The sequence below is a fragment of the Laceyella tengchongensis genome (assembly GCF_900182735.1).
GTDB classification, from domain to species: Bacteria; Bacillota; Bacilli; order Thermoactinomycetales; family Thermoactinomycetaceae; genus Laceyella; species Laceyella tengchongensis.
This window is the reverse complement of the sequence record NZ_FXTU01000002.1, coordinates 184415-202757: the sequence shown is the minus strand read 5'-3', so window position 1 is coordinate 202757 and position 18343 is coordinate 184415. Positions and strand designations below refer to the sequence as shown.

Below are 18343 nucleotides of genomic sequence, written 5' to 3'. Positions count from 1 at the left end.
AGAGTTTTTTTATCCCATTTCAAAATGCCTTTTGTAAGAATTTGCATACAAAGACTTGAATTGTTTAAAAATTCAGGAGGGGAGAAAAACCCAAAGCCCGTCACGGCTTAGAGAAAAGGGGATATCCAGCTAAAAAATAGAAAAAACCACAATACCCCGCGGAATATTTTTGTAATCTTAAATTTTCACAATACATCAACAAAAGGGTTTGTTTCTGACATTTTTGGCTGGATAGAAAAATCGTAAGATTAACACTTTTTAGTAGGGAGGGAGTTTGACATGAGTTTATTGCGAACAAAGGATATTGGCGCGCTATTAAACGAGGCGCAGAGCAAAGGCAAACTGAAACGGGATTTAGGAGCTTGGGATTTGACGCTCTTGGGGATTGGCGCGATTATCGGGACGGGGATTTTTGTATTGACCGGCACCGGCGCGCTGACAGCCGGACCCGCCTTAATCCTTTCGTTTATCATCGCTGGTGTGGCCTGTGCGTTTGCGGCCTTGGCTTATGCGGAATTTGCTTCTTTGGTGCCGATTTCCGGATCGGTTTACACTTACAGTTATGCGACGTTGGGTGAATTGATCGCTTGGATCATCGGTTGGGACTTAGTGTTGGAGTATCTTTTTGCCGTGAGTTCGGTGGCTGTTGGTTGGTCAGGGTATTTTCAGTCATTGCTGGGCGGCTTCGGCATCCATCTGCCAGAGGCGTTGACTGCCGCGCCTGGTGCTAAAGAGGGTGTCACCAGCTTCTTTAACTTGCCAGCATTTTTGATCGTGATGGTAATCACATTCTTGCTTTCCCGCGGTATCTCCGAATCCAAAAAGGTAAACAACATCATGGTTGTTATCAAAGTAGCCGTGGTGCTCCTCTTCATCTTTGTCGGAGTGGGCTATGTGAAGCCAGCAAACTGGGAACCGTTTACACCGTTTGGTTTTGAAGGCGTTTTCCAAGCTGCGGCGCTGGTGTTCTTCGCTTATGTCGGTTTTGACGCTGTTGCGGCCGCTGCGGAAGAAACCCGCGACCCGAAACGGGATCTCCCGAGAGGGTTGTTGTGGTCGCTGGGGATTTGTACACTCCTTTATGTAGTTGTTACAGCCATTATGACCGGGGTCGTGCCATTTGCCCAATTCAAAGGTCATGAAGATCATCCGGTTTCGTTGGTGTTGCAAATGGCTGGACAAGATTGGGTCGCCGGTTTGATTGACTTGGGCGCGATTTTGGGGATGACCACCGTCATTTTGGTCATGCTGTATGGACAAACCCGGATTTTCTTCTCCATGTCCCGGGACGGGCTGTTGCCGAAAATGTTTTCAAAGGTTCACCCCAAGTATAAAACGCCGTTTACTAGCACATGGATTTTGGGAACCATCGCTGCATTCATCGCTGCGTTGCTGCCATTGCAAAAACTGGCGGAATTGGTTAACATCGGTACATTGACCGCCTTCACGCTGGTGTCTGTCGGGGTGATCGTCCTGCGCAAGACCCAACCTGATTTGCCACGTGCCTTCCGGTGCCCGGGTGTGCCGATCATTCCGTTGATTGCGATTGGGGCTTGTCTCTTCTTGATCTCCAAGTTGGCGGTTGTCACTTGGATCGCGTTTGGTGTATGGCTGTTGATCGGATTGTTGGTGTACTTCACCTATTCCCGCAAACATTCGCTGTTGAATAACTTCTCTGCTTCAGACAAATAAGTGATATGACAGACAAAAGCATCCCCTAGGTTGGGGGATGCTTTTTTACTTGTCGGTCTTACGTTGTTTGATCTCAATGCGGCGGGGGGATGGTGCGTCATGTTTCGGCACGGTGACTGTCAGCAATCCGTGCTCGTACTCAGCCGTGATCTGATCCAGGTTGGCGGTTTCCGGCAAGGTGATCGAGCGGTGGAACGAGCTGTATCTGCGCTCAGCTTGGTGCATGTTCTCCCCTTGTGTTTGCCTAGTTTGCTTGTGTTCCCCTTTGATGATCAATGAGCGGCCGTGCGCTTCGATTTCAACTACGTTGGGGTCAATTCCAGGAAGTTCGGCTTCGATCACGAACCGATCCGTTTCTTCCTTGAAGTGGATGGCGGGCATGTACGGCATAGGGTGAGTGAGCAACGGGTTTTCAAAAAAACGCTCAAATGTGCGGTTGATTTCTTGATGCAATCGAGTGATCGGATGGTGGTTGGATGGAAGGTTTTGTCCGCTGATGCGCATAGAGTCATCTCCTTTTTCGCGTCGATTGTTTTGTGCTTAGTATGGAGCGGTACACGTCAAATATGCAAGCAAAAAGCTGCACCCTTGCCAAAAGAGTGCAGCTTTCATCTTTTTCAAGATTTGTTGCCCCATTCCGGGACGGCTTTTTTGATCTCACGCTGGGATATCCGTTTTAGAAGGGCGCATCAGCTTCAATTTAGTAAACAGCCGGATCAACCGGGTTCCCATGGGGAACATTCGCAATTCTTGTTCGGTGATCGTTTTGCTGACAATCAGCGCGATCATGTAGATCACGCCCGCGACAACGCACAGGCTGAGCGCAGCCAAGGTGTTCGTCAGTCGTGAAGCATGCTCCAAATCCATGGTGTCGTTGATGAAAAGGTAAGCACCGGTCAACGCGATTCCCATGATCAGGGTGCTGAAGCCAGGTTTGATAAATTGGCGAGTCAGCGAGAGCCTCACTCCCGTCACGCGAATGACCATCCACATGTTTAGCGCGCAGACCACCAAGTAAGCCAGCACCATGGCTAAGGCTGAACCAGCGATGCCCATGATCGGGATAAAGACGAAGTTGCCGATGACTTTGCAGACGGCGCCGATCAACAAATGGCGTACTGGCACCTTGTTGTGTCCAAGGCCTTGCAAAATGCCCGAGCTGGTCACAGCCAACGTGCTGAAGATGGCTGAGAAAGCCAAGACGGACAGCGTGACGGTTCCGGCGTCATCCTGATACATCATCACGTTGAGCGGACGCGCTAGAATTGCCAACATCACGCAGGAGGGCAAGCTGATGATCGTGGTCATTAACCACGCTTGTTGCGTCTTGTGCTCAACCGCCGCCATCTCTTGTTTGGCGACATGGGCCGAGATGGCTGGGATCAAAGCCAACGTCAGGGAGGAGGAAAAGGTAGAGATTACATTGACAAATGGCTCTCCTCGACTGTATATGCCAAACAGCGTATTGGTCATGCTGGCTGTGTTGCCTTCCGCCATCAGCAGGCGGGGGACGGTGAACGAATCGATCAGCCCGATCAAAGGCAACACCAAGGACGCAAGCGAAATCGGGATAGCGTACCGCAATATTTTTTTGGCCAGCGGAAACAGTGGTTCATGAGCACCGGTCGCATTCAGACCGGATCGTCTGGCTGCTTTCAGATCGCGGCTATTGTACCACATGACAACCACCAATCCGGCGATGGCGCCGGTCAAAGCACCGGAGGTCGCTCCCGCAGCCACCGTCTCTTGCGGCAAGTTTGCTTGGACCATCCAGTAAGTGAGACCGATGACCGTTCCCACTCGTACCACTTGCTCGACGACTTGCGAGACCCCGGTCGGCATCATTTGTTGGTGACCTTGAAAATACCCGCGGTAAACAGCCATGATCGGTACAAACACGATTGCGCACGCCAGTACCTTCAGCGAGGATTCTGTATCCGGGTTGTTCAGCATCACGTTGGCGATGAACTCAGACCCGAAGAACAAGAGAGAGAAGGCGATTAAGCCACTGATGCTCAAAATCAGCGATGCCGCCTTCAACACCCGGCGCGCCCCCGCATGATCGTCGTTGGACAAACGTTCAGCCACAAACTTGGATACGGTGATCGGAATGCCGGCTGAAGCGATCATGAGCAGAATCGTATAAAACGGAAAAGAAATACGATAGAGCCCAACTGTTTCATCACCAGCGATGTTCTGAAACGGCGCCCAGAACAAACTGCCGATGATTTTCGTGAACAATGTTGCTACACTTAAGATAACAGTTCCTTTTACCAATTTGTTTGACATGTCGTCAACATCCTTCTATTGCTTTGTCTACAATGCACTATTCTATCAGGAACGGGCGATAAATTCGACCTGCAGGAATTGAATGCATTGTTAAGAAAAGGGATGATCCCCTTGATTTTGGAGATAATTGGGATGGAAATGAGAGAAGAGAGTGTGGGGTTTAGAGATGACAACACAAGAGAAGCTGACTGCAATGAGCATGACAGGATATGGACGGGGAGAAGTGGAGACGGCTGAATGCCGCGTCACAACTGAGATTCGCTCGGTGAACCATCGCTTTTTAGATGTGGTGGTGCGACTACCGCAAGGATGGATGTCCTTAGAGGAAGATATCCGTAGACTTGTGCAATCCGTGGTGCGTCGGGGGCGGGTGGATGTCTTTGTTTCGCTGGAGGGAATTGCGCCGCCGGAGCGAAAAGTGGAGATCGATTGGCAATTCGTTGAAAGTTTTTTGGCGGCGGGAAGCGCGTTGCAACACAAATGGGGAATCGAACCTCAATTGACATTGGCCGACCTGATACATAAACCGGAATTCTGGATAATTGAAGAGGTTAAGCGGGAAGTGGAGGAATACAAGGAAATTTGCCTCAAGGCCGTGGAACAGGCGTGCATCCGCTTGAAAGAAATGCGCATGCAGGAGGGATTGCGGCTGGCGGAAGATGTGTCCGCAAGACTGGCAGAGCTATTGGAAATAGTCCGGCGGATTGAAGCCGAAGTGCCGCAGATCAAAACGCATGTTGAGTCCCGGTTGATGGCGCGGTTGTCAGAAATGCTGGCCGATGTGGATACCCCTCCGGAACGGGTGGTGGCAGAGGTGGCGATCTGGGTGGACAAAGCTGACATCACTGAGGAACTGACCCGCCTCAAAAGCCACGCTGAACAATTTCAAGCGGCCTTAAAACAACCGGAGCCCGTGGGCAGGCGTCTTGATTTTCTGGTGCAGGAGATGAACCGCGAAGTTAATACGATTGGGTCCAAAGCCAATCTCCACACCATTAGCGCTTTCGTGGTTGATTGCAAGAGCGTTCTTGAAAAAATGAAAGAACAGGTGCAAAATATGGAGTAAAACATTGATTCTCGCCAAAAAAGTGTCTAAAATAGCGTAGTAGGATCAAGAGATGCATGCGAGAAGATAGCAACCCCATTTGACAAATATGAGACAATGGGCGAGGAGGTACTCACGCTTGGGGATCAAATTAATCAATATCGGTTTCGGAAACATCGTTTCAGCGAATCGCATCGTTTCGATTGTGAGCCCCGATTCTGCGCCAATTAAGCGCATCATACAAGAAGCGCGCGAACGCGGGGTGCTCATCGACGCAACCTATGGCCGGCGCACACGGGCGGTCATCATTACCGACAGTGACCATGTGATCCTGTCAGCCGTTCAGCCGGAGACGGTGGCGCACCGGTTGGCAAGCAAAGAACAACACGAAGAGATCGTAGAGTAGGAAGGACTAGCTATGAGAGCCAATTATCAAAAAGAAGGACTATTGCTTGTAGTTTCAGGTCCATCCGGTGTGGGGAAAGGAACGGTTTGCGCGGCGTTGCGCAAACGGATGCCCGAGCTTACGTATTCCGTATCGGCTACAACCCGGGCGCCGCGTGAAGGGGAAGTGGACGGAGTCAATTATTTTTTCAAGACCGTGCCCGAATTCCAAAACATGATTGAACAAGATGAATTGATCGAGTGGGCCCAGTATGTTGGCAATTATTACGGAACCCCGCGCCGGGTGGTGGAAGAGACGCTGGCTTCTGGCCGCGATATCCTGTTGGAAATTGAAGTGCAGGGTGCCCTGCAAGTGAAGGAGAAATTTCCACAAGGCATCTTCATCTTTCTCGTTCCTCCCACCTTCGAAGATCTGCGCAAGCGGATTGAGGGGCGAGGGTCCGAGACGGAAACTTCTTTAAACAGCCGCTTGCATGCCGCGAGCGATGAATTGAAACAAATTGAACACTATGATTATGTGGTCATTAACGACAAAGTGGAAAAAGCGTGTGAACGGATTCAGAGCATCATCCTCGCCGAACACTGTCGGAAAGACCGACTGGTCATTAGTGAATAGATGGGAGGGAAATCGATTGCTGTATCCATCTATTGACCTGTTGATGACAAAAGCGGACAGCAAGTATTCGTTGGTTGTTGTCGCTTCCAAGCGGGCGCGTCAATTGTTGGACGGTCATGAACCGCAATTGCAACCGCGTTCCAAAAAGTACGTGGGCGCCGCTTTGGAAGAGATCGCTGCCGATTTGCTTGTTCCAACCAACCGCACACCAAACAAATAACTGTTGAAAGACGGGGACGTTTCCAGACGATGCTAGTTGGAGGCGTCCCCCTGCTTCCGTTTCGAGAGCGGACGGCTCATTCCCGTCCGCAAACGCAATGTTTCAGCGGCGTTTGCCGCTAGGTATCGCATCGACAGAAGAAAGAGGGATGCTCATGCGCGGGAAACGCGTGGTTTTGGGAGTGACAGGGGGGATCGCAGCTTTCAAGGCGGCATCGATCGCGAGCCAATTGACCCAGCGCGGGGCAGATGTTCGCGTGATTATGACGGCTTCCGCAACCCAATTCATCACCCCCCTGACAATGCAAATCCTGTCCCGCCATTCCGTCGCCGTCGACACGTTCGATGAGCGCAATCCGGCGGTGGTGAACCATATTGATTTGGCCGATCACGCCGATTTGTTTGTGATCGCTCCGGCCACGGCTAACTTCATGGGTAAGCTGGCAATGGGGTTGGCAGATGATATGCTGACGACGACGCTGTTGGCGACACTCGCCCCGATTGTGGTAGCGCCGGCGATGAATGTACATATGTACCAAAATGCCGTTGTGCAGGAGAATATGAACCGACTTCGAGCACGCGGCGTCCGATTCATCGATCCAGCGGAAGGGCAATTGGCTTGCGGTTATGTGGGGCAGGGGCGAATGGCTGAACCGGAAGAGATCGTGGCGTGGGTTGAACGCTTCTTTGATACAAACCGTCCACTGGCGGGAAAAAAGGTATTGATCACGGCGGGGCCAACGCAAGAGCCGATTGATCCCGTCCGCTATATCTCCAATTATTCTTCTGGCAAGATGGGCTATGCGCTGGCGGAAGCGGCGGTGGCCGCGGGGGCGGAAGTGATCCTCGTCAGCGGTCCGGTTTCGCTCCCTACCCCTGAAGGCGTAACCCGGATTGATGTTGTCCGTACGCGAGAGATGAAAGAGGCCGTCATGCGGATGCTACCGGAAGCGGATGTGATCATTAAGGCCGCGGCGGTGTCCGATTATCGGCCGAAAGTGGAGCTGGCCTCAAAGCGGAAAAAGGCTTCCTCCGAATGGTTGCTGGAGTTGGAGAAAACGGAGGACATCGCGAGTGAAGTGGGCAAACGCAAACGGCCCGATCAATTGTTTGTCGGCTTTGCCGCGGAAACGGATCGGGTGGCGGAGTATGCGAAATCCAAGCTGGTGCGCAAAGGGCAGGATTTGGTTGTGGCTAATGATGTCACCCTGCCGGGAGCCGGCTTTGGCACTGACACCAATATCGTCACCATCTATGACCGGGATGGGGAAGTGTGCGCTCTGCCTTTGCTCAGCAAACGCGAAGTGGCCGAGCGGATCATCCAGTTGATCGGAGAGCGATTGCATGAACGGCGGTAAGTGCATTGCCCAGGTGATCGTAGATGTGCCGACCAAAGCGACGGACCGGCCCTTCGATTATCTGGTTCCCGAAAGCTTGCGAGGTGAAGTGCGGATCGGTTGTCGGGTCAAGGTGCCGTTCGGCCCGCGCAAAGTGCTGGGATATGTGGTCAATTTGAAGGATGAAGCGGAAACGCCCCGCCTCAAAGCCATATTGGACGTGCTGGATTTTGTGCCCCCCCTGACGCCGGAATTGGTGCAGCTGGGCTTTTTTATGGCTGATGAGTACTTATGCCGCACGATGACAGCGCTCGCTTCCATGGTGCCGGCAGTGTTGAAGGGGACTTACGCAAAAGTGGTGAGTCTCGGGCCAGAGGCTTCTGCCGAAACAGATTTGCTCGTCGACCTGCCGGCGGCGCCGCTATTTGCCCGATTGCGCGACAACAAAGAGTGTTCATGGGATGAAGCCTTGGATTCGGTTGGCGGTGACGCGCGCTTGTTGCGCCGATTGGCAGAAGCGGGCCGGATACGAGTGGAAGAGCGAGTCGGCGACCGGGTGACGAGGCAAAAAGTGATGTGGGTTTGGCCTAAGCAATCGGCGGATGAGCTTAACCGGACATTGGAGCGGCTATCAGGGCGGGCCAAACGGCAAAAAGAGGTGCTCTGCTATTTTGTGGAACAACCGGAAGCCATTCCTCTGCCCACTTTGCTGGCGGAATTGCGCGTGGCGCGCTCCACCGTCCAAAAGCTGGTGGAGATGGAGGCGTTGGCATGGGAAGAACGGGAAGAATACCGTGACCCATTTAAACACCGGTCGTTTCAGCCTACCGAGCCATTGCCGCTGACACGGGAGCAGGCGGCGGCACTGACGGCCATCGTAAAGCCGATTCATGAACGCTGTTACCATTCCGTGCTGTTGCAAGGTGTCACAGGAAGCGGCAAGACGGAAGTGTATTTGCAAGCGATCGCTGAAGCGCTCAAACTGGGGCGTGAGGCGATTGTACTCGTGCCGGAGATTTCGCTCACACCGCAGATGGTCGAACGGTTTAAAGGCCGATTTGGCGATCAAGTAGCCGTTTTGCACAGCGGGTTGTCCAGCGGCGAGCGCTTTGATGAATGGCGCAAGATCCGACGCGGAGAAGTAAAAGTGGCCATCGGCGCCCGGTCGGCTATTTTCGCTCCGTTTAAACAAGTTGGCTTGATCATCATTGATGAAGAACATGAATCTTCCTACAAACAAGAGGAAAACCCTAAATACCACGCTAGGGAAGTAGCCGCGTGGCGGGCGCGGCACCATGGAGCTACCCTGGTGCTAGGATCGGCTACCCCCTCGTTGGAGACGCATTACCTTGCCGACTCCGGGGCACTTGAACGAGTTGTGCTTCGGGAACGAGTCCATGGCCGACCCTTTCCGGCAGTTACGATTGTGGATATGCGGGAGGAGTTGCGCAAGGGAAACCGTACCATGTTTAGCGGCACGTTGAAAGAAGAGTTGTTGGCGTGCGTTGAGCGCGGGGAGCAAGCGGTGTTGTTTTTGAACCGTCGGGGTTTCTCCACGTTCGTGATGTGCCGGGAGTGCGGGGAAACATTGATGTGCCCCCATTGTGATATTTCGCTCACTTATCACCAAACGAACCGCACAGTGCGATGTCATTATTGTGGCTATGCAGAGCGGGTCCCCAAAGAATGCCCGTCCTGCCAGAGTCCGCACATTCGCCACTTCGGCACAGGAACGCAACGCGTGGAAGAAGAATTGGTACGCCGCTTCCCTGGCATCCGTGTCATTCGGATGGATGTGGACACGACCAGCCGAAAAGGGGCGCATGAACGTTTGTTGACTTCGTTCGGCGAAGGGAAGGCTGATGTGCTACTTGGCACGCAGATGATCGCCAAGGGCCTTGATTTCCCCAGGGTCACCCTGGTTGGCGTCATCGCAGCGGACACAATGTTGCACTTGCCTGATTTCCGCGCCGCTGAGCGGACTTTCCAATTGCTTACGCAAGTGAGTGGCCGGGCGGGGCGGCATGAGAAGCCGGGAAAAGTGATCATCCAGACCTACTCCGCCGAGCATTATAGCATTGAGCTAGCCGCGTCCCATCAGACAGAAGCATTTTACCGTCAAGAGAGTTTCATGCGCAAACAGCACGCTTATCCGCCGTATTGCAGTTTGTTTACAATTTTGCTCAGCCATCCCAATCAAGTGACCGTGATGCGCGCGAGCCAGGAGTTGGCCCGTGTGATTCAAAGGGGGATGCCGGCGGAGTGCCAGTTGCTCGGTCCGGTTCCTGCACCAATCCCCCGCTTGAAGGATCGTTACCGGTTGCAAATGCTAGTGAAATATCAAGCGGAACGGGGTGACGGGGACAGGCTGAAACCGTTGCTTAGGGAAGCGGTGGCGATGTTTGACGATCCAGAGCTCAGGATCAGTGTGGATCGGGATGCAGGAGAGCTAATGCAACCTGTCCGTGGCGATCGGTTCACTTTGTGGGCAGAAAGAAAATAGAGTGATGTTGAACATTGCATTTTCCATAGGCCGGCTCCCATCAAACAGCCGGAGAAATAACTATTAGACAAAGGAGAGAGTCAGATGGCGATTCGCAGGATAGTGCAATACCCAGACCCGGTGTTAAAGAGCAAAGCCAAGCCGGTTACCAAGTTTCACGACCGCTTGCACAAATTGTTGGATGATATGGCCGAAACGATGGAAGATGCCCGCGGCGTCGGTTTGGCTGCCCCGCAAGTCGGGATTTTGAAGCGGGCAATCGTTGTCGACATTGGTGAAGGGTTGATTGAAATGGTCAATCCCGAAATCGTGGAGCGGCGCGGAGAGCAATTGTCACCGCCGGAAGGGTGCTTAAGTATCCCCAATCTGATTGGCGATGTCCGTCGGGCCAACTATATCAAAGTGAAGGGCCAAGACCGTTATGGCCAGCCGATGGAGATTGAGGCGGAAGGATATTTGGCGCGGGCCTTCCAACATGAAATCGACCATCTGAACGGCGTCCTCTTCATCGATGTGGCCGAAAGGGTGTACCGTCCGGATGCGGAGGGGGATGCGGATTGAGTGAACAGGTGAGGATTGTGTTCATGGGAACCCCGGATTTCGCGGTTCCCTCTTTGCAAGCATTGGTAGAAGAAGGGCATCACGTTGTCGGGGTGGTGACGCAGCCTGACCGTCCCAAAGGACGCAAGCGGGAGCTGACCCCCCCGCCGGTCAAGGTTGCTGCACAGGCATTGGGCTTGCCTGTGCTCCAGCCTGAGAAATTGCGGGAACCCGCGGCGTTGGATGAAGTGCTGGCTTTGCGTCCCGACTTGATCGTGACGGCGGCTTATGGGCAGATCTTGCCGGAGAGACTCTTAAATGCCCCACAGCATGGATGCATCAATGTCCATGCTTCCCTCCTGCCCCGTTACCGCGGTGGGGCCCCGATTCATTGGGCGCTGATCAATGGGGAACGGGAGATGGGCGTGACGATCATGTACATGGTCAAAGCATTGGACGCGGGCGACATGATCGCCAAACGAGCCATTCCTGTGACTCCGGACGACCATGTGGGCACGATGCATGAGAAACTGAGTCGGCTTGGTGCGGATTTGTTAAAAGAAACGTTGCCGGCGCTGTTAAAGGGCGAGATCGAAGCAGAACCGCAAGTGGAAAGCGAGGCGACATTCGCCCCCAACATCAAGCGGGAAGACGAACGGATTGACTGGAGCCGCTCCGCGGAAGCGTTGGCCTGCCAAGTGCGCGGGTTGTGCCCATGGCCGGTGGCCTTTACAACATGGAAAGGAAAACCACTCAAAATCTGGTGGGCCATTCATACAGATGAACCTTCCGATGCGCCGCCGGGAACGGTGACGCAAGTGGACGAGCAAGGCATTGTGGTTGCGACTGGTAGCGGCTCGCTCATTCTGAAAGAGGTACAGCCGGCAGGAAAGAAACGCATGCCCGTGTCGGAGTTTGTGCGCGGCCGACCGATGGAGATTGGTGAACGGTTGGGTGAAGCATGATGAAAAAAACGGTATCAGCCCGAGATGTCGCGCTTGATGTGCTGCTCCAGGTGGAACAGAATCAGGCATACAGCAATTTGGCGCTCAACCAGGCTCTTTACCACAGCGGACTGGATGATCGCGACAAAAGGTTGGCGACAGAATTGATTTATGGCACCGTGGCACGTTTAAACACCTTGGATTGGATAGGGAACCGCTTGGTGAAAAATGGGCTTCGTTCCCTGCAACCCTGGGTGCGCCAGTTGGTAAGAATGAGTTTGTACCAATTGCGTTATTTGGACAAGATCCCAGAGAGGGCCGCGGTGCATGAGGCAGTGCAAATCGCCAAACGGCGGGGGCACCGGGGCATATCCAGCTTGGTGAATGGCGTGTTGCGCTCGTATCTGCGTCGGCAGGATGAGTTTCGCTTGCCCGACCGCCCTGCCATCCTCAAAGAAAAAGCGCTCCGCCTTTCTCATCCAGAGTGGATGGTCAAGCGGATGGAAGAAGTGTACGGTGCCGCCGAAACGGAACAGGCTTTCCTGTCCAATCTGACGCCACCAAAAGTAAGTGTCCGGGTGAATCAGCTCAAGCTGGAGCGGGAAGCATTCATCGAACAGTGGAACCAATCGGGTCTGGGAGAAGCTGTGGCATCGCCTTTGGCACCGGAGGGCGTGGTGATTCAGCGGGGCGGAAATCCAGCCTTTAGTCCTTTGTTCCGGGAAGGGCTGTGTACCATCCAAGATGAGAGTTCCATGTTGGTCAGCCGTATATTGCACCCTCAACCTGGGATGCGGGTGTTGGACGCTTGCGCCGCACCGGGTGGGAAAACAACACACTTGGCTGAATTAATGCAGAATCAGGGGACGATTGTCGCTTGCGATATTCACGCACACAAATTGGAGCTGATCCGAAGCAATGCCGACAGGTTGGGGATTGGGATCATCGCTGAACAGCAAACCGATGCGCGTGAGGCGAGTGCTTCGTTTGCGGCCGCTTCTTTTGACGCCATTCTGCTGGACGCCCCTTGTTCCGGCCTAGGGGTGATCCGTCGCAAACCAGATATCAAATGGAGTAAAGAGGCGCAAGCGATTGAACCATTGGTGCAGTTGCAACGGGAGCTACTGGAGGAAGTGGCTTCTCTGTTAAAGCCCGGGGGTGTGTTGGTTTACAGCACTTGCACCTGGGAGCCGCGTGAAAACAGGGAGCAAGTGGAGGCGTTTGTGAAACGCCATCCGGAGTTTAAGCTGGATTCGGCGTTCATCCAGGACTTGGCACCCGCAGTGAGGGAACGGGCTGTCATCGGTGACGGATGGATTCAATTGTTGCCGCACCATTTCGGGAGTGATGGCTTCTTTATTGCACGTATGTGCAAAATCAAGTGAATCCATCACAGAATGTATCGTTGTAGTTTGGGCTCTTACCGCCATATCTGGCGCGGTAAGAGCTTTTTGTCATGAATAAGCCACACATGATCAAGAGGGATTGGCGGCGAATGCAAGAGGTGTAATAAACGATTGTCATCGTCATACTAAAATTAGGTTAAAGGGGGCACGGCCATGTTTAATATCATTCGTTCAGAAGAACGGTACCAAGCCGATTATGGTTGGTTGCAGACAAAATACAGTTTTTCGTTCGGCCCATATGATGATCCGAATAATATGGAATTTGGGGCGCTTCGCGTGTTGAATGACGATATTGTGGCGCCAGGGACGGGCTTTGATTTTCATCCGCACAACAACATGGAGATCGTCACGTATGTGATTTCGGGAGAGTTACTACATCAGGACAGCATGGGCCACAAAGAGGTGATTCGGGCGGGCGAAGTGCAGTGCATGACGGCGGGCACAGGCATTTACCATTCTGAAACGAACCCCTCGACCACCGAACCGGTGCATTTGTTGCAGATCTGGTTTTACCCCGAGCAACAGGGACTCACCCCCACTTATGATCAAAAAGCATTTCCGGTCAGGGAGCAGAAGAATATGTGGATTCCAGTGGTGACTGGGCACAAGACGGGGGAAGCGCTACATATCCACCAAGATGTGATCGTGCGCCTGGCCACTTTGGAAGCGGGCAAAACGCTGACCTGTGAGCAAGCACCGGGGCGGAGGTTCTTTTTGTTTGTCATCGAGGGCGCCTGTTTGGTGAATGGGGAGCGGTTGGAGGCTGGCGACAGCATCCGGGCGGTCGGAATCGAGCAGCTTGAAGTGGCAGGGCTGAGTGATGCACATCTGATGTGGATGGATTTGGCGTAATGTTACCATTCCAAATGGAAGGAAAACGGCGGGCTGGTTCGGTTGCGCCGACTAGCATACGCCCCCTGTTTTCTCCACTATGCAGCAGGAAGGCAAGAGCATAGTTGTCTTATTTTCCTGTCTACCTCCAGGCCATTGCTCAAGTTTGACGAAATTTCTGTACGGATTGTCACATTTTTGTCGAAATTTGTTTTATGATAAAGGAGCAACGATCGTTGGAGGAAGGGGAATGGCATATGCTGTACGGGATTTTTGGTATCCTGTTGTTTCTCGGTGGGGCGCTCGTCGGCTATGAGGCCTTTAAACTGTGGACGAGCCCGGTGCATTTAGGTGTAGAAGAGGTCAGCCTAGCGGGTTGGGTGTTAGCCGTCAATGTGCCGGAAGCCGAAATCGTGAAGTATATCATTTCTTTCCTCATTTTGAGCGGAGTGTTGTTTCTCGCTTCTTTGTATCTGTTTAAACGGGCCTGGCTAAAGCAAAGCTGAAGCAGCACCATTGGCATCTTCTTTAGGGGGAACCTTATTGGTTCCCCCTTTTTCGCGTGCCTTTATGCATACCGCGCGGCTTTTGGTGAGAAGTTAACAATGGTGATGTATATGAGTAATCCATCATTTCGCATTTGGCGAAGGAAAGAACAGCGAAAACAAAAAAAGCTTGATGAGCATTATGAAAAGCAATTGAATGCGGCGTTGGGGGATGAGCCGATCAAACCGACCGCCAAAGAAAACGCCGACTTCATCAATAAGGTGTTAGGGGATTGTTCCGATTTGGTCACCCGTTCGTTCACCATGGAGGGAGAGGTGGGGTGCGCCGTTCTGTTCATTGATGAGCTGGTCAACAAGGAAGTGGTCCACAACTTTTTGTTGCGCCCACTCATCAACAGTGAAAAGGCTCGCCAGTCGGCAGACGAATTGTGGACGATGATCACGCAAAACATCGTGGAAGTGGGGGAGACCAAGGAAGCGGATGATCTGAAGACGGCGGTGGACGCCATCTTGAGCGCGGACACCGTTTTGTTCATTGACGGGCTACAAAAAGCGCTGATTGTCGGGACCAAGGGATGGGCGACGCGAGGCGTGAGTGAGCCGAGGGCGGAAGCCGTAGTACGCGGACCGCGTGAAGGCCTCAGTGAGACGATGTGTTTCAGTTTGGCGATGATTCGCCACCGCTTGCGCGATCCCAACTTTAGGGTGAAGTACCACACCATCGGCAAACGCACCAAAACCACTGTGGGATTGCTTTATATCGAGGGCTTGAGCGATCCCAAAATCGTCAAAAAAGTGACAGACCGCCTGAAAGAAATCGAGATTGACGGGGTGCTGGAAAGCGGGTACATCGAAGAGATGATTCAGGATCAAATATGGACGATGTTTCCGCTGGTGCAAAACACGGAGCGGCCCGATACCGTCGTCGCCCATCTGCTTGAGGGGAAAGTGGCCATTTTGGTTGAAGGGACGCCGCACGCGTTGATCGCGCCGGCGGTGTTCACCCAATTTTATTACAGTCCGGAAGATTATTATGAGAAATGGTACCACTCTACCTTTTTGCGGTTCATCCGCTTGATAAGCATGATCATCGCATTGTTGTTGCCTGCGCTGTACATTGCGTTTGTCTCTTTCCATCCGGAGATGCTTCCGGCCAATTTGGCGATTGCTATGGCCGCTGGTCGGGCGACGGTGCCCTTCACAGCCACTTTGGAAGCGTTGCTAATGGAGATTAGTGTGGAAATACTGCGCGAAGCAAGTATTCGCTTGCCTGGTCCGATCGGTCCCACGATTGGGATTGTAGGTGCGTTGGTGATCGGTAATGCAGCGGTCACAGCGGGTCTTGTCTCCCCGGCCATTGTGATTGTCGTCGGTCTGACCACGATCAGTTCGTATGCCAACCCCAGCTACAACGCCGCTATTGCTGTGCGGTTGCTTCGGTTTGGCTTTATCATTTTAGCAGCGATGTTCGGTTTGTTCGGAGTGATGATGGGACTGATGATCATGGTATTGCATCTGGTGCAGTTGCGTTCGTTGGGCATTCCGTACATGGCGCCGTTCTCGCCGCTTAACTTGCGGGATTTGCGCGATTCGTTGGTGCGGGTTCCATGGAGATGGATGAACCGGCGGCCCGCTGTTTACCGCTCGCAAGATCCGACCCGCCAAGGAAAGGGGGATGCCGAATGAGCAAACTTCGCTCTGAACCTGATGTCGGTCACACGATTTCACCGTACCAAGCGTTCGTTCTGATGTACCAGTCGATGTACGGGGTAGGGATCTTGAGTTTGCCGCGAGATGTGGGGAAATTCACGGGAAATGATCTGTTGTGGGTTATCGTGCTATCCGGTTTGACTGTGTGGGGGATCGTCATGCTTAATACATGGCTATCCCAAAGATACCCCGGGATGACCATCATGACGTACGCTCCTCGGATCTTGGGAAATGACAAGCGTGAATGGGTGGGAAAGGTGCTCACTTTTCCGATTTTGGCAGGCTTGGCGACTTTCTGGATCATGGGGATGTCCATCAGTACGCGTGTTTTTGGCGAAGTGGTGGTGACCGGGGTCTTGGTTCAAACCCCTATCGAAGCGGTGATCTTGGTGTTTCTGATCGCGAGCGCCATTGCTGGGGGTAGCCATCCCACCAACATGGCCAAGTTTAACGAGTTTATGTTTCCCTTTACCTTGATCCCCATCCTGTTGTTGGTGATTGCGTTGGTTCAGCGTGGGGAGTTGGCGAATCTGTTTCCGATGGGCGAAGCCAATTGGCCGTTGATTTTGCGAGGTGTGGTCAGTGCCACTTATTCGTTTGCCGGTTACAAGATCCTGTTGATATTCAGCGGCTATTACGCCAAACCCTATAAATCGTACCAATCCCACTCCACCGCAATGTTGAGCGTGACATTTATTTATTGGTTTGCCTGTTTGACTTCGCTGAGTGTGTTTGGCAAAGACGAGATTAACAACATTTTGTATCCGGTTTGGGAATCGATTAAGGTTGTCTACTTGAAAGAGCTGTTTTTTGAGCGGATGGAGTCGGCCATCTTGGCGATCTGGCTAATCGCGGTGTTCTGTTCCATCTCGAACTTGTTGATGAGCCTGGTGCAGGCGCTGATGGATGCCTTCCATCTTCATGAAAAGTGGAGACGTTGGCTTTCGTTCAGCATTGTACCCATCGTTTACTTTATTGCAATGATTCCCCAGAACATCAAAGTGGTGGGTGTTTACGCTTCCCGGCTGGGCATATTTGCCCTTATGTTGGCACTTTCCATTCCTGCCATTCTTTTGCCAGTTTCATTGATCCGCAAGAAGAAAGGAGAAAGCCCTAGTGAAACGACGGCTAGTTAAAGGAATACTCGCTTTGCTGGCGTTCATCCCGCTGGTCGGGTGCTGGAATGCGCAAGAGATTGAGAAGCGCACGATTGTCGTTTCCATGGCGATCGACCGAAATGAAAGCGGGGGGTTGACGGTTAGCATCCAAGTTCCCAATCCGCGTCAAATCGCCGGTGGTAGCGGTGAGGGAGGCGGCGGAGGTGGTGGAGGCGGGGCGGTTGAAGTCTATTCGGGAAGTGGACCGACACTAGAATCGGCCTTCGAGGAATTAAATCGCAAATCCATTTATCCGATGTTCCTAGGGCATATGCAAACGCTGATCTTTAGCGAGGAATTGGCCAAACAAGGCATCGCCCCGATTCTGGACTTTCTGCGTCGCGATCCGGAGATCCGACGACACATGTACCCCATCGTCGTGTCTGGCAATGCCAAAGATGCATTAACTGTTCAGCCCAAATTGGAACAGATCCCTACTTATTATGTGCGCAACTCCATTGAAAGTCAGATTGACTTGGAGAGAGTGTACGACATGACTCTGGGGAAAGCTTTTGTCGATCTGAGCCATCCAGGCAAGCAAGTGCCGTTGTTCTATTATTTCAAGGCGTCGAAGGATGGCTTCGTATACGATGGAATGGCTGTCTTCCACGGCGACAAAATGGTTGGGGCGCTGGATCCCACTGAGATGAACATTGTGCTCAATGTGCGTGAAAAAAAGGCGGGCAGGGGAGTCGTAGCCTTCTGCCCTGGTGGAAAGATCATTTTCGGCCCAAACAAAGTGAAGCGCAAGTTCACCATCACGAATCAACCCAAAGCGATGATTGCCATCGAGTTGGAGGGAGAAGTGTTGGAGAACAGTTGTAATTTCACGATCAAGGATGAACGCGCGCTTGAGAAGGTGAACAAGATCATCGCTAGACAGTATGAACAGATCGCTCGGGAAGTGACCGCCCGAGCTCAGCGGGAATTGAAGACCGATGTGTTACAGATTCGGAATTACGTCTATGCTTACTACCCCCAAATATGGAAAAGAGTTAATTGGGAGACTATGTTTCCCCACATGCCGATCCAGGTGAAATATGATGTGAATGTGAAACGAATTGGTTTGAAAGCCCAATGATGATGGGGAGAGGAGTGAAAAAATCTTCACGTCCTGTCCCTTTTCATTCCGATGGACTATGA

The 18343-nt window shown here is 52.6% G+C and carries 17 protein-coding genes; 15 read left to right on the top strand and 2 right to left on the bottom strand.

Features of this window, described 5'->3' with window-relative positions:
• Nucleotides 1-279 precede the first annotated feature (279 nt).
• Entirely contained in the window at nucleotides 280-1692 is a 1413-nt protein-coding gene (gene bcaP / locus QQZ12_RS04500; RefSeq protein WP_102992831.1) for a branched-chain amino acid transporter BcaP, read from the top strand.
• A gap of 45 nt (nucleotides 1693-1737) precedes the next feature.
• On the opposite strand, the gene QQZ12_RS04495 is transcribed toward bcaP, so the two are convergent.
• The gene (locus QQZ12_RS04495; RefSeq protein WP_106341346.1) at nucleotides 1738-2196 is read right to left on the bottom strand and encodes an Hsp20/alpha crystallin family protein; all 459 of its coding nucleotides are present in this window, start codon (nucleotides 2194-2196) and stop codon (nucleotides 1738-1740) included.
• Nucleotides 2197-2349: 153 nt separating this feature from the next.
• Nucleotides 2350-3981, bottom strand: coding sequence for a putative polysaccharide biosynthesis protein (locus tag QQZ12_RS04490; RefSeq protein ID WP_102992829.1), 1632 nt, complete (start codon nucleotides 3979-3981; stop codon nucleotides 2350-2352).
• Nucleotides 3982-4147: 166 nt separating this feature from the next.
• On the opposite strand from QQZ12_RS04490, the gene QQZ12_RS04485 reads away from it, so the two are divergent.
• From QQZ12_RS04485 to QQZ12_RS04420, 14 genes are all read left to right on the top strand, one after another.
• Nucleotides 4148-5047, top strand: coding sequence for a YicC/YloC family endoribonuclease (locus QQZ12_RS04485; RefSeq protein ID WP_102992828.1), 900 nt, complete (start codon nucleotides 4148-4150; stop codon nucleotides 5045-5047).
• A gap of 118 nt (nucleotides 5048-5165) precedes the next feature.
• The gene (gene remA, locus QQZ12_RS04480; RefSeq protein ID WP_029071822.1) at nucleotides 5166-5432 is read left to right on the top strand and encodes an extracellular matrix/biofilm regulator RemA; all 267 of its coding nucleotides are present in this window, start codon (nucleotides 5166-5168) and stop codon (nucleotides 5430-5432) included.
• A gap of 12 nt (nucleotides 5433-5444) precedes the next feature.
• Nucleotides 5445-6047 (top strand): guanylate kinase, encoded by a 603-nt coding sequence (gmk, locus tag QQZ12_RS04475; protein WP_102992827.1) that lies wholly within the window; start codon nucleotides 5445-5447, stop codon nucleotides 6045-6047.
• Between the two features lie 16 nt (nucleotides 6048-6063).
• Nucleotides 6064-6267 (top strand): DNA-directed RNA polymerase subunit omega, encoded by a 204-nt coding sequence (rpoZ, locus tag QQZ12_RS04470; protein ID WP_022736410.1) that lies wholly within the window; start codon nucleotides 6064-6066, stop codon nucleotides 6265-6267.
• 148 nt (nucleotides 6268-6415) lie between these two features.
• Entirely contained in the window at nucleotides 6416-7624 is a 1209-nt protein-coding gene (coaBC, locus tag QQZ12_RS04465) for a bifunctional phosphopantothenoylcysteine decarboxylase/phosphopantothenate--cysteine ligase CoaBC (protein WP_223247951.1), read from the top strand.
• On the top strand, nucleotides 7611-10106 hold the full coding sequence (gene priA / locus QQZ12_RS04460; protein ID WP_102992825.1) for a primosomal protein N': 2496 nt from the start codon (nucleotides 7611-7613) through the stop codon (nucleotides 10104-10106). Before coaBC ends, priA begins: the two co-directional genes overlap by 14 nt.
• 84 nt (nucleotides 10107-10190) lie before the next feature.
• Complete coding sequence (gene def / locus QQZ12_RS04455) at nucleotides 10191-10667, top strand: peptide deformylase (RefSeq protein WP_102992824.1); 477 nt, start codon at nucleotides 10191-10193, stop codon at nucleotides 10665-10667.
• 23 nt (nucleotides 10668-10690) lie between these two features.
• A complete protein-coding gene (gene fmt, locus QQZ12_RS04450) occupies nucleotides 10691-11611 on the top strand; it encodes a methionyl-tRNA formyltransferase (RefSeq protein ID WP_102993869.1) in 921 nt (306 codons plus the stop codon).
• Complete coding sequence (gene rsmB, locus QQZ12_RS04445; protein ID WP_102992823.1) at nucleotides 11611-12975, top strand: 16S rRNA (cytosine(967)-C(5))-methyltransferase RsmB; 1365 nt, start codon at nucleotides 11611-11613, stop codon at nucleotides 12973-12975. The genes fmt and rsmB overlap by 1 nt, the downstream gene beginning before the upstream one ends.
• Before the next feature lie 174 nt (nucleotides 12976-13149).
• Nucleotides 13150-13848 carry a pirin family protein gene (locus QQZ12_RS04440; protein WP_102992822.1) on the top strand — a complete coding sequence of 233 codons (699 nt, stop codon included), beginning with the start codon at nucleotides 13150-13152 and terminating at the stop codon, nucleotides 13846-13848.
• Between the two features lie 215 nt (nucleotides 13849-14063).
• Entirely contained in the window at nucleotides 14064-14333 is a 270-nt protein-coding gene (locus QQZ12_RS04435; protein WP_102992821.1) for a hypothetical protein, read from the top strand.
• A 111-nt stretch (nucleotides 14334-14444) separates the two neighbouring features.
• The gene (locus QQZ12_RS04430) at nucleotides 14445-16019 is read left to right on the top strand and encodes a spore germination protein (protein WP_102993868.1); all 1575 of its coding nucleotides are present in this window, start codon (nucleotides 14445-14447) and stop codon (nucleotides 16017-16019) included.
• Entirely contained in the window at nucleotides 16016-17179 is a 1164-nt protein-coding gene (locus QQZ12_RS04425) for a GerAB/ArcD/ProY family transporter (protein WP_189318854.1), read from the top strand. Before QQZ12_RS04430 ends, QQZ12_RS04425 begins: the two co-directional genes overlap by 4 nt.
• Nucleotides 17160-18281, top strand: a complete 1122-nt coding sequence (locus QQZ12_RS04420) for a Ger(x)C family spore germination protein (RefSeq protein WP_102992819.1) — start codon at nucleotides 17160-17162, stop codon at nucleotides 18279-18281. Before QQZ12_RS04425 ends, QQZ12_RS04420 begins: the two co-directional genes overlap by 20 nt.
• Nucleotides 18282-18343 lie beyond the last annotated feature (62 nt).

Bases quoted from the DNA above. Each gene is read 5' to 3' on its own strand.
- bcaP (WP_102992831.1), top strand. From the start codon at position 280: ATGAGTTTATTGCGAACAAAGGATATTGGCGCGCTATTAAACGAGGCG.
- QQZ12_RS04495 (WP_106341346.1), bottom strand. From the start codon at position 2,196: ATGCGCATCAGCGGACAAAACCTTCCATCCAACCACCATCCGATCACT.
- QQZ12_RS04490 (WP_102992829.1), bottom strand. From the start codon at position 3,981: ATGTCAAACAAATTGGTAAAAGGAACTGTTATCTTAAGTGTAGCAACA.
- QQZ12_RS04485 (WP_102992828.1), top strand. From the start codon at position 4,148: ATGACAACACAAGAGAAGCTGACTGCAATGAGCATGACAGGATATGGA.
- gmk (WP_102992827.1), top strand. From the start codon at position 5,445: ATGAGAGCCAATTATCAAAAAGAAGGACTATTGCTTGTAGTTTCAGGT.
- coaBC (WP_223247951.1), top strand. From the start codon at position 6,416: ATGCTCATGCGCGGGAAACGCGTGGTTTTGGGAGTGACAGGGGGGATC.
- priA (WP_102992825.1), top strand. From the start codon at position 7,611: ATGAACGGCGGTAAGTGCATTGCCCAGGTGATCGTAGATGTGCCGACC.
- def (WP_102992824.1), top strand. From the start codon at position 10,191: ATGGCGATTCGCAGGATAGTGCAATACCCAGACCCGGTGTTAAAGAGC.
- fmt (WP_102993869.1), top strand. From the start codon at position 10,691: ATGGGAACCCCGGATTTCGCGGTTCCCTCTTTGCAAGCATTGGTAGAA.
- rsmB (WP_102992823.1), top strand. From the start codon at position 11,611: ATGAAAAAAACGGTATCAGCCCGAGATGTCGCGCTTGATGTGCTGCTC.
- QQZ12_RS04440 (WP_102992822.1), top strand. From the start codon at position 13,150: ATGTTTAATATCATTCGTTCAGAAGAACGGTACCAAGCCGATTATGGT.
- QQZ12_RS04430 (WP_102993868.1), top strand. From the start codon at position 14,445: ATGAGTAATCCATCATTTCGCATTTGGCGAAGGAAAGAACAGCGAAAA.
- QQZ12_RS04425 (WP_189318854.1), top strand. From the start codon at position 16,016: ATGAGCAAACTTCGCTCTGAACCTGATGTCGGTCACACGATTTCACCG.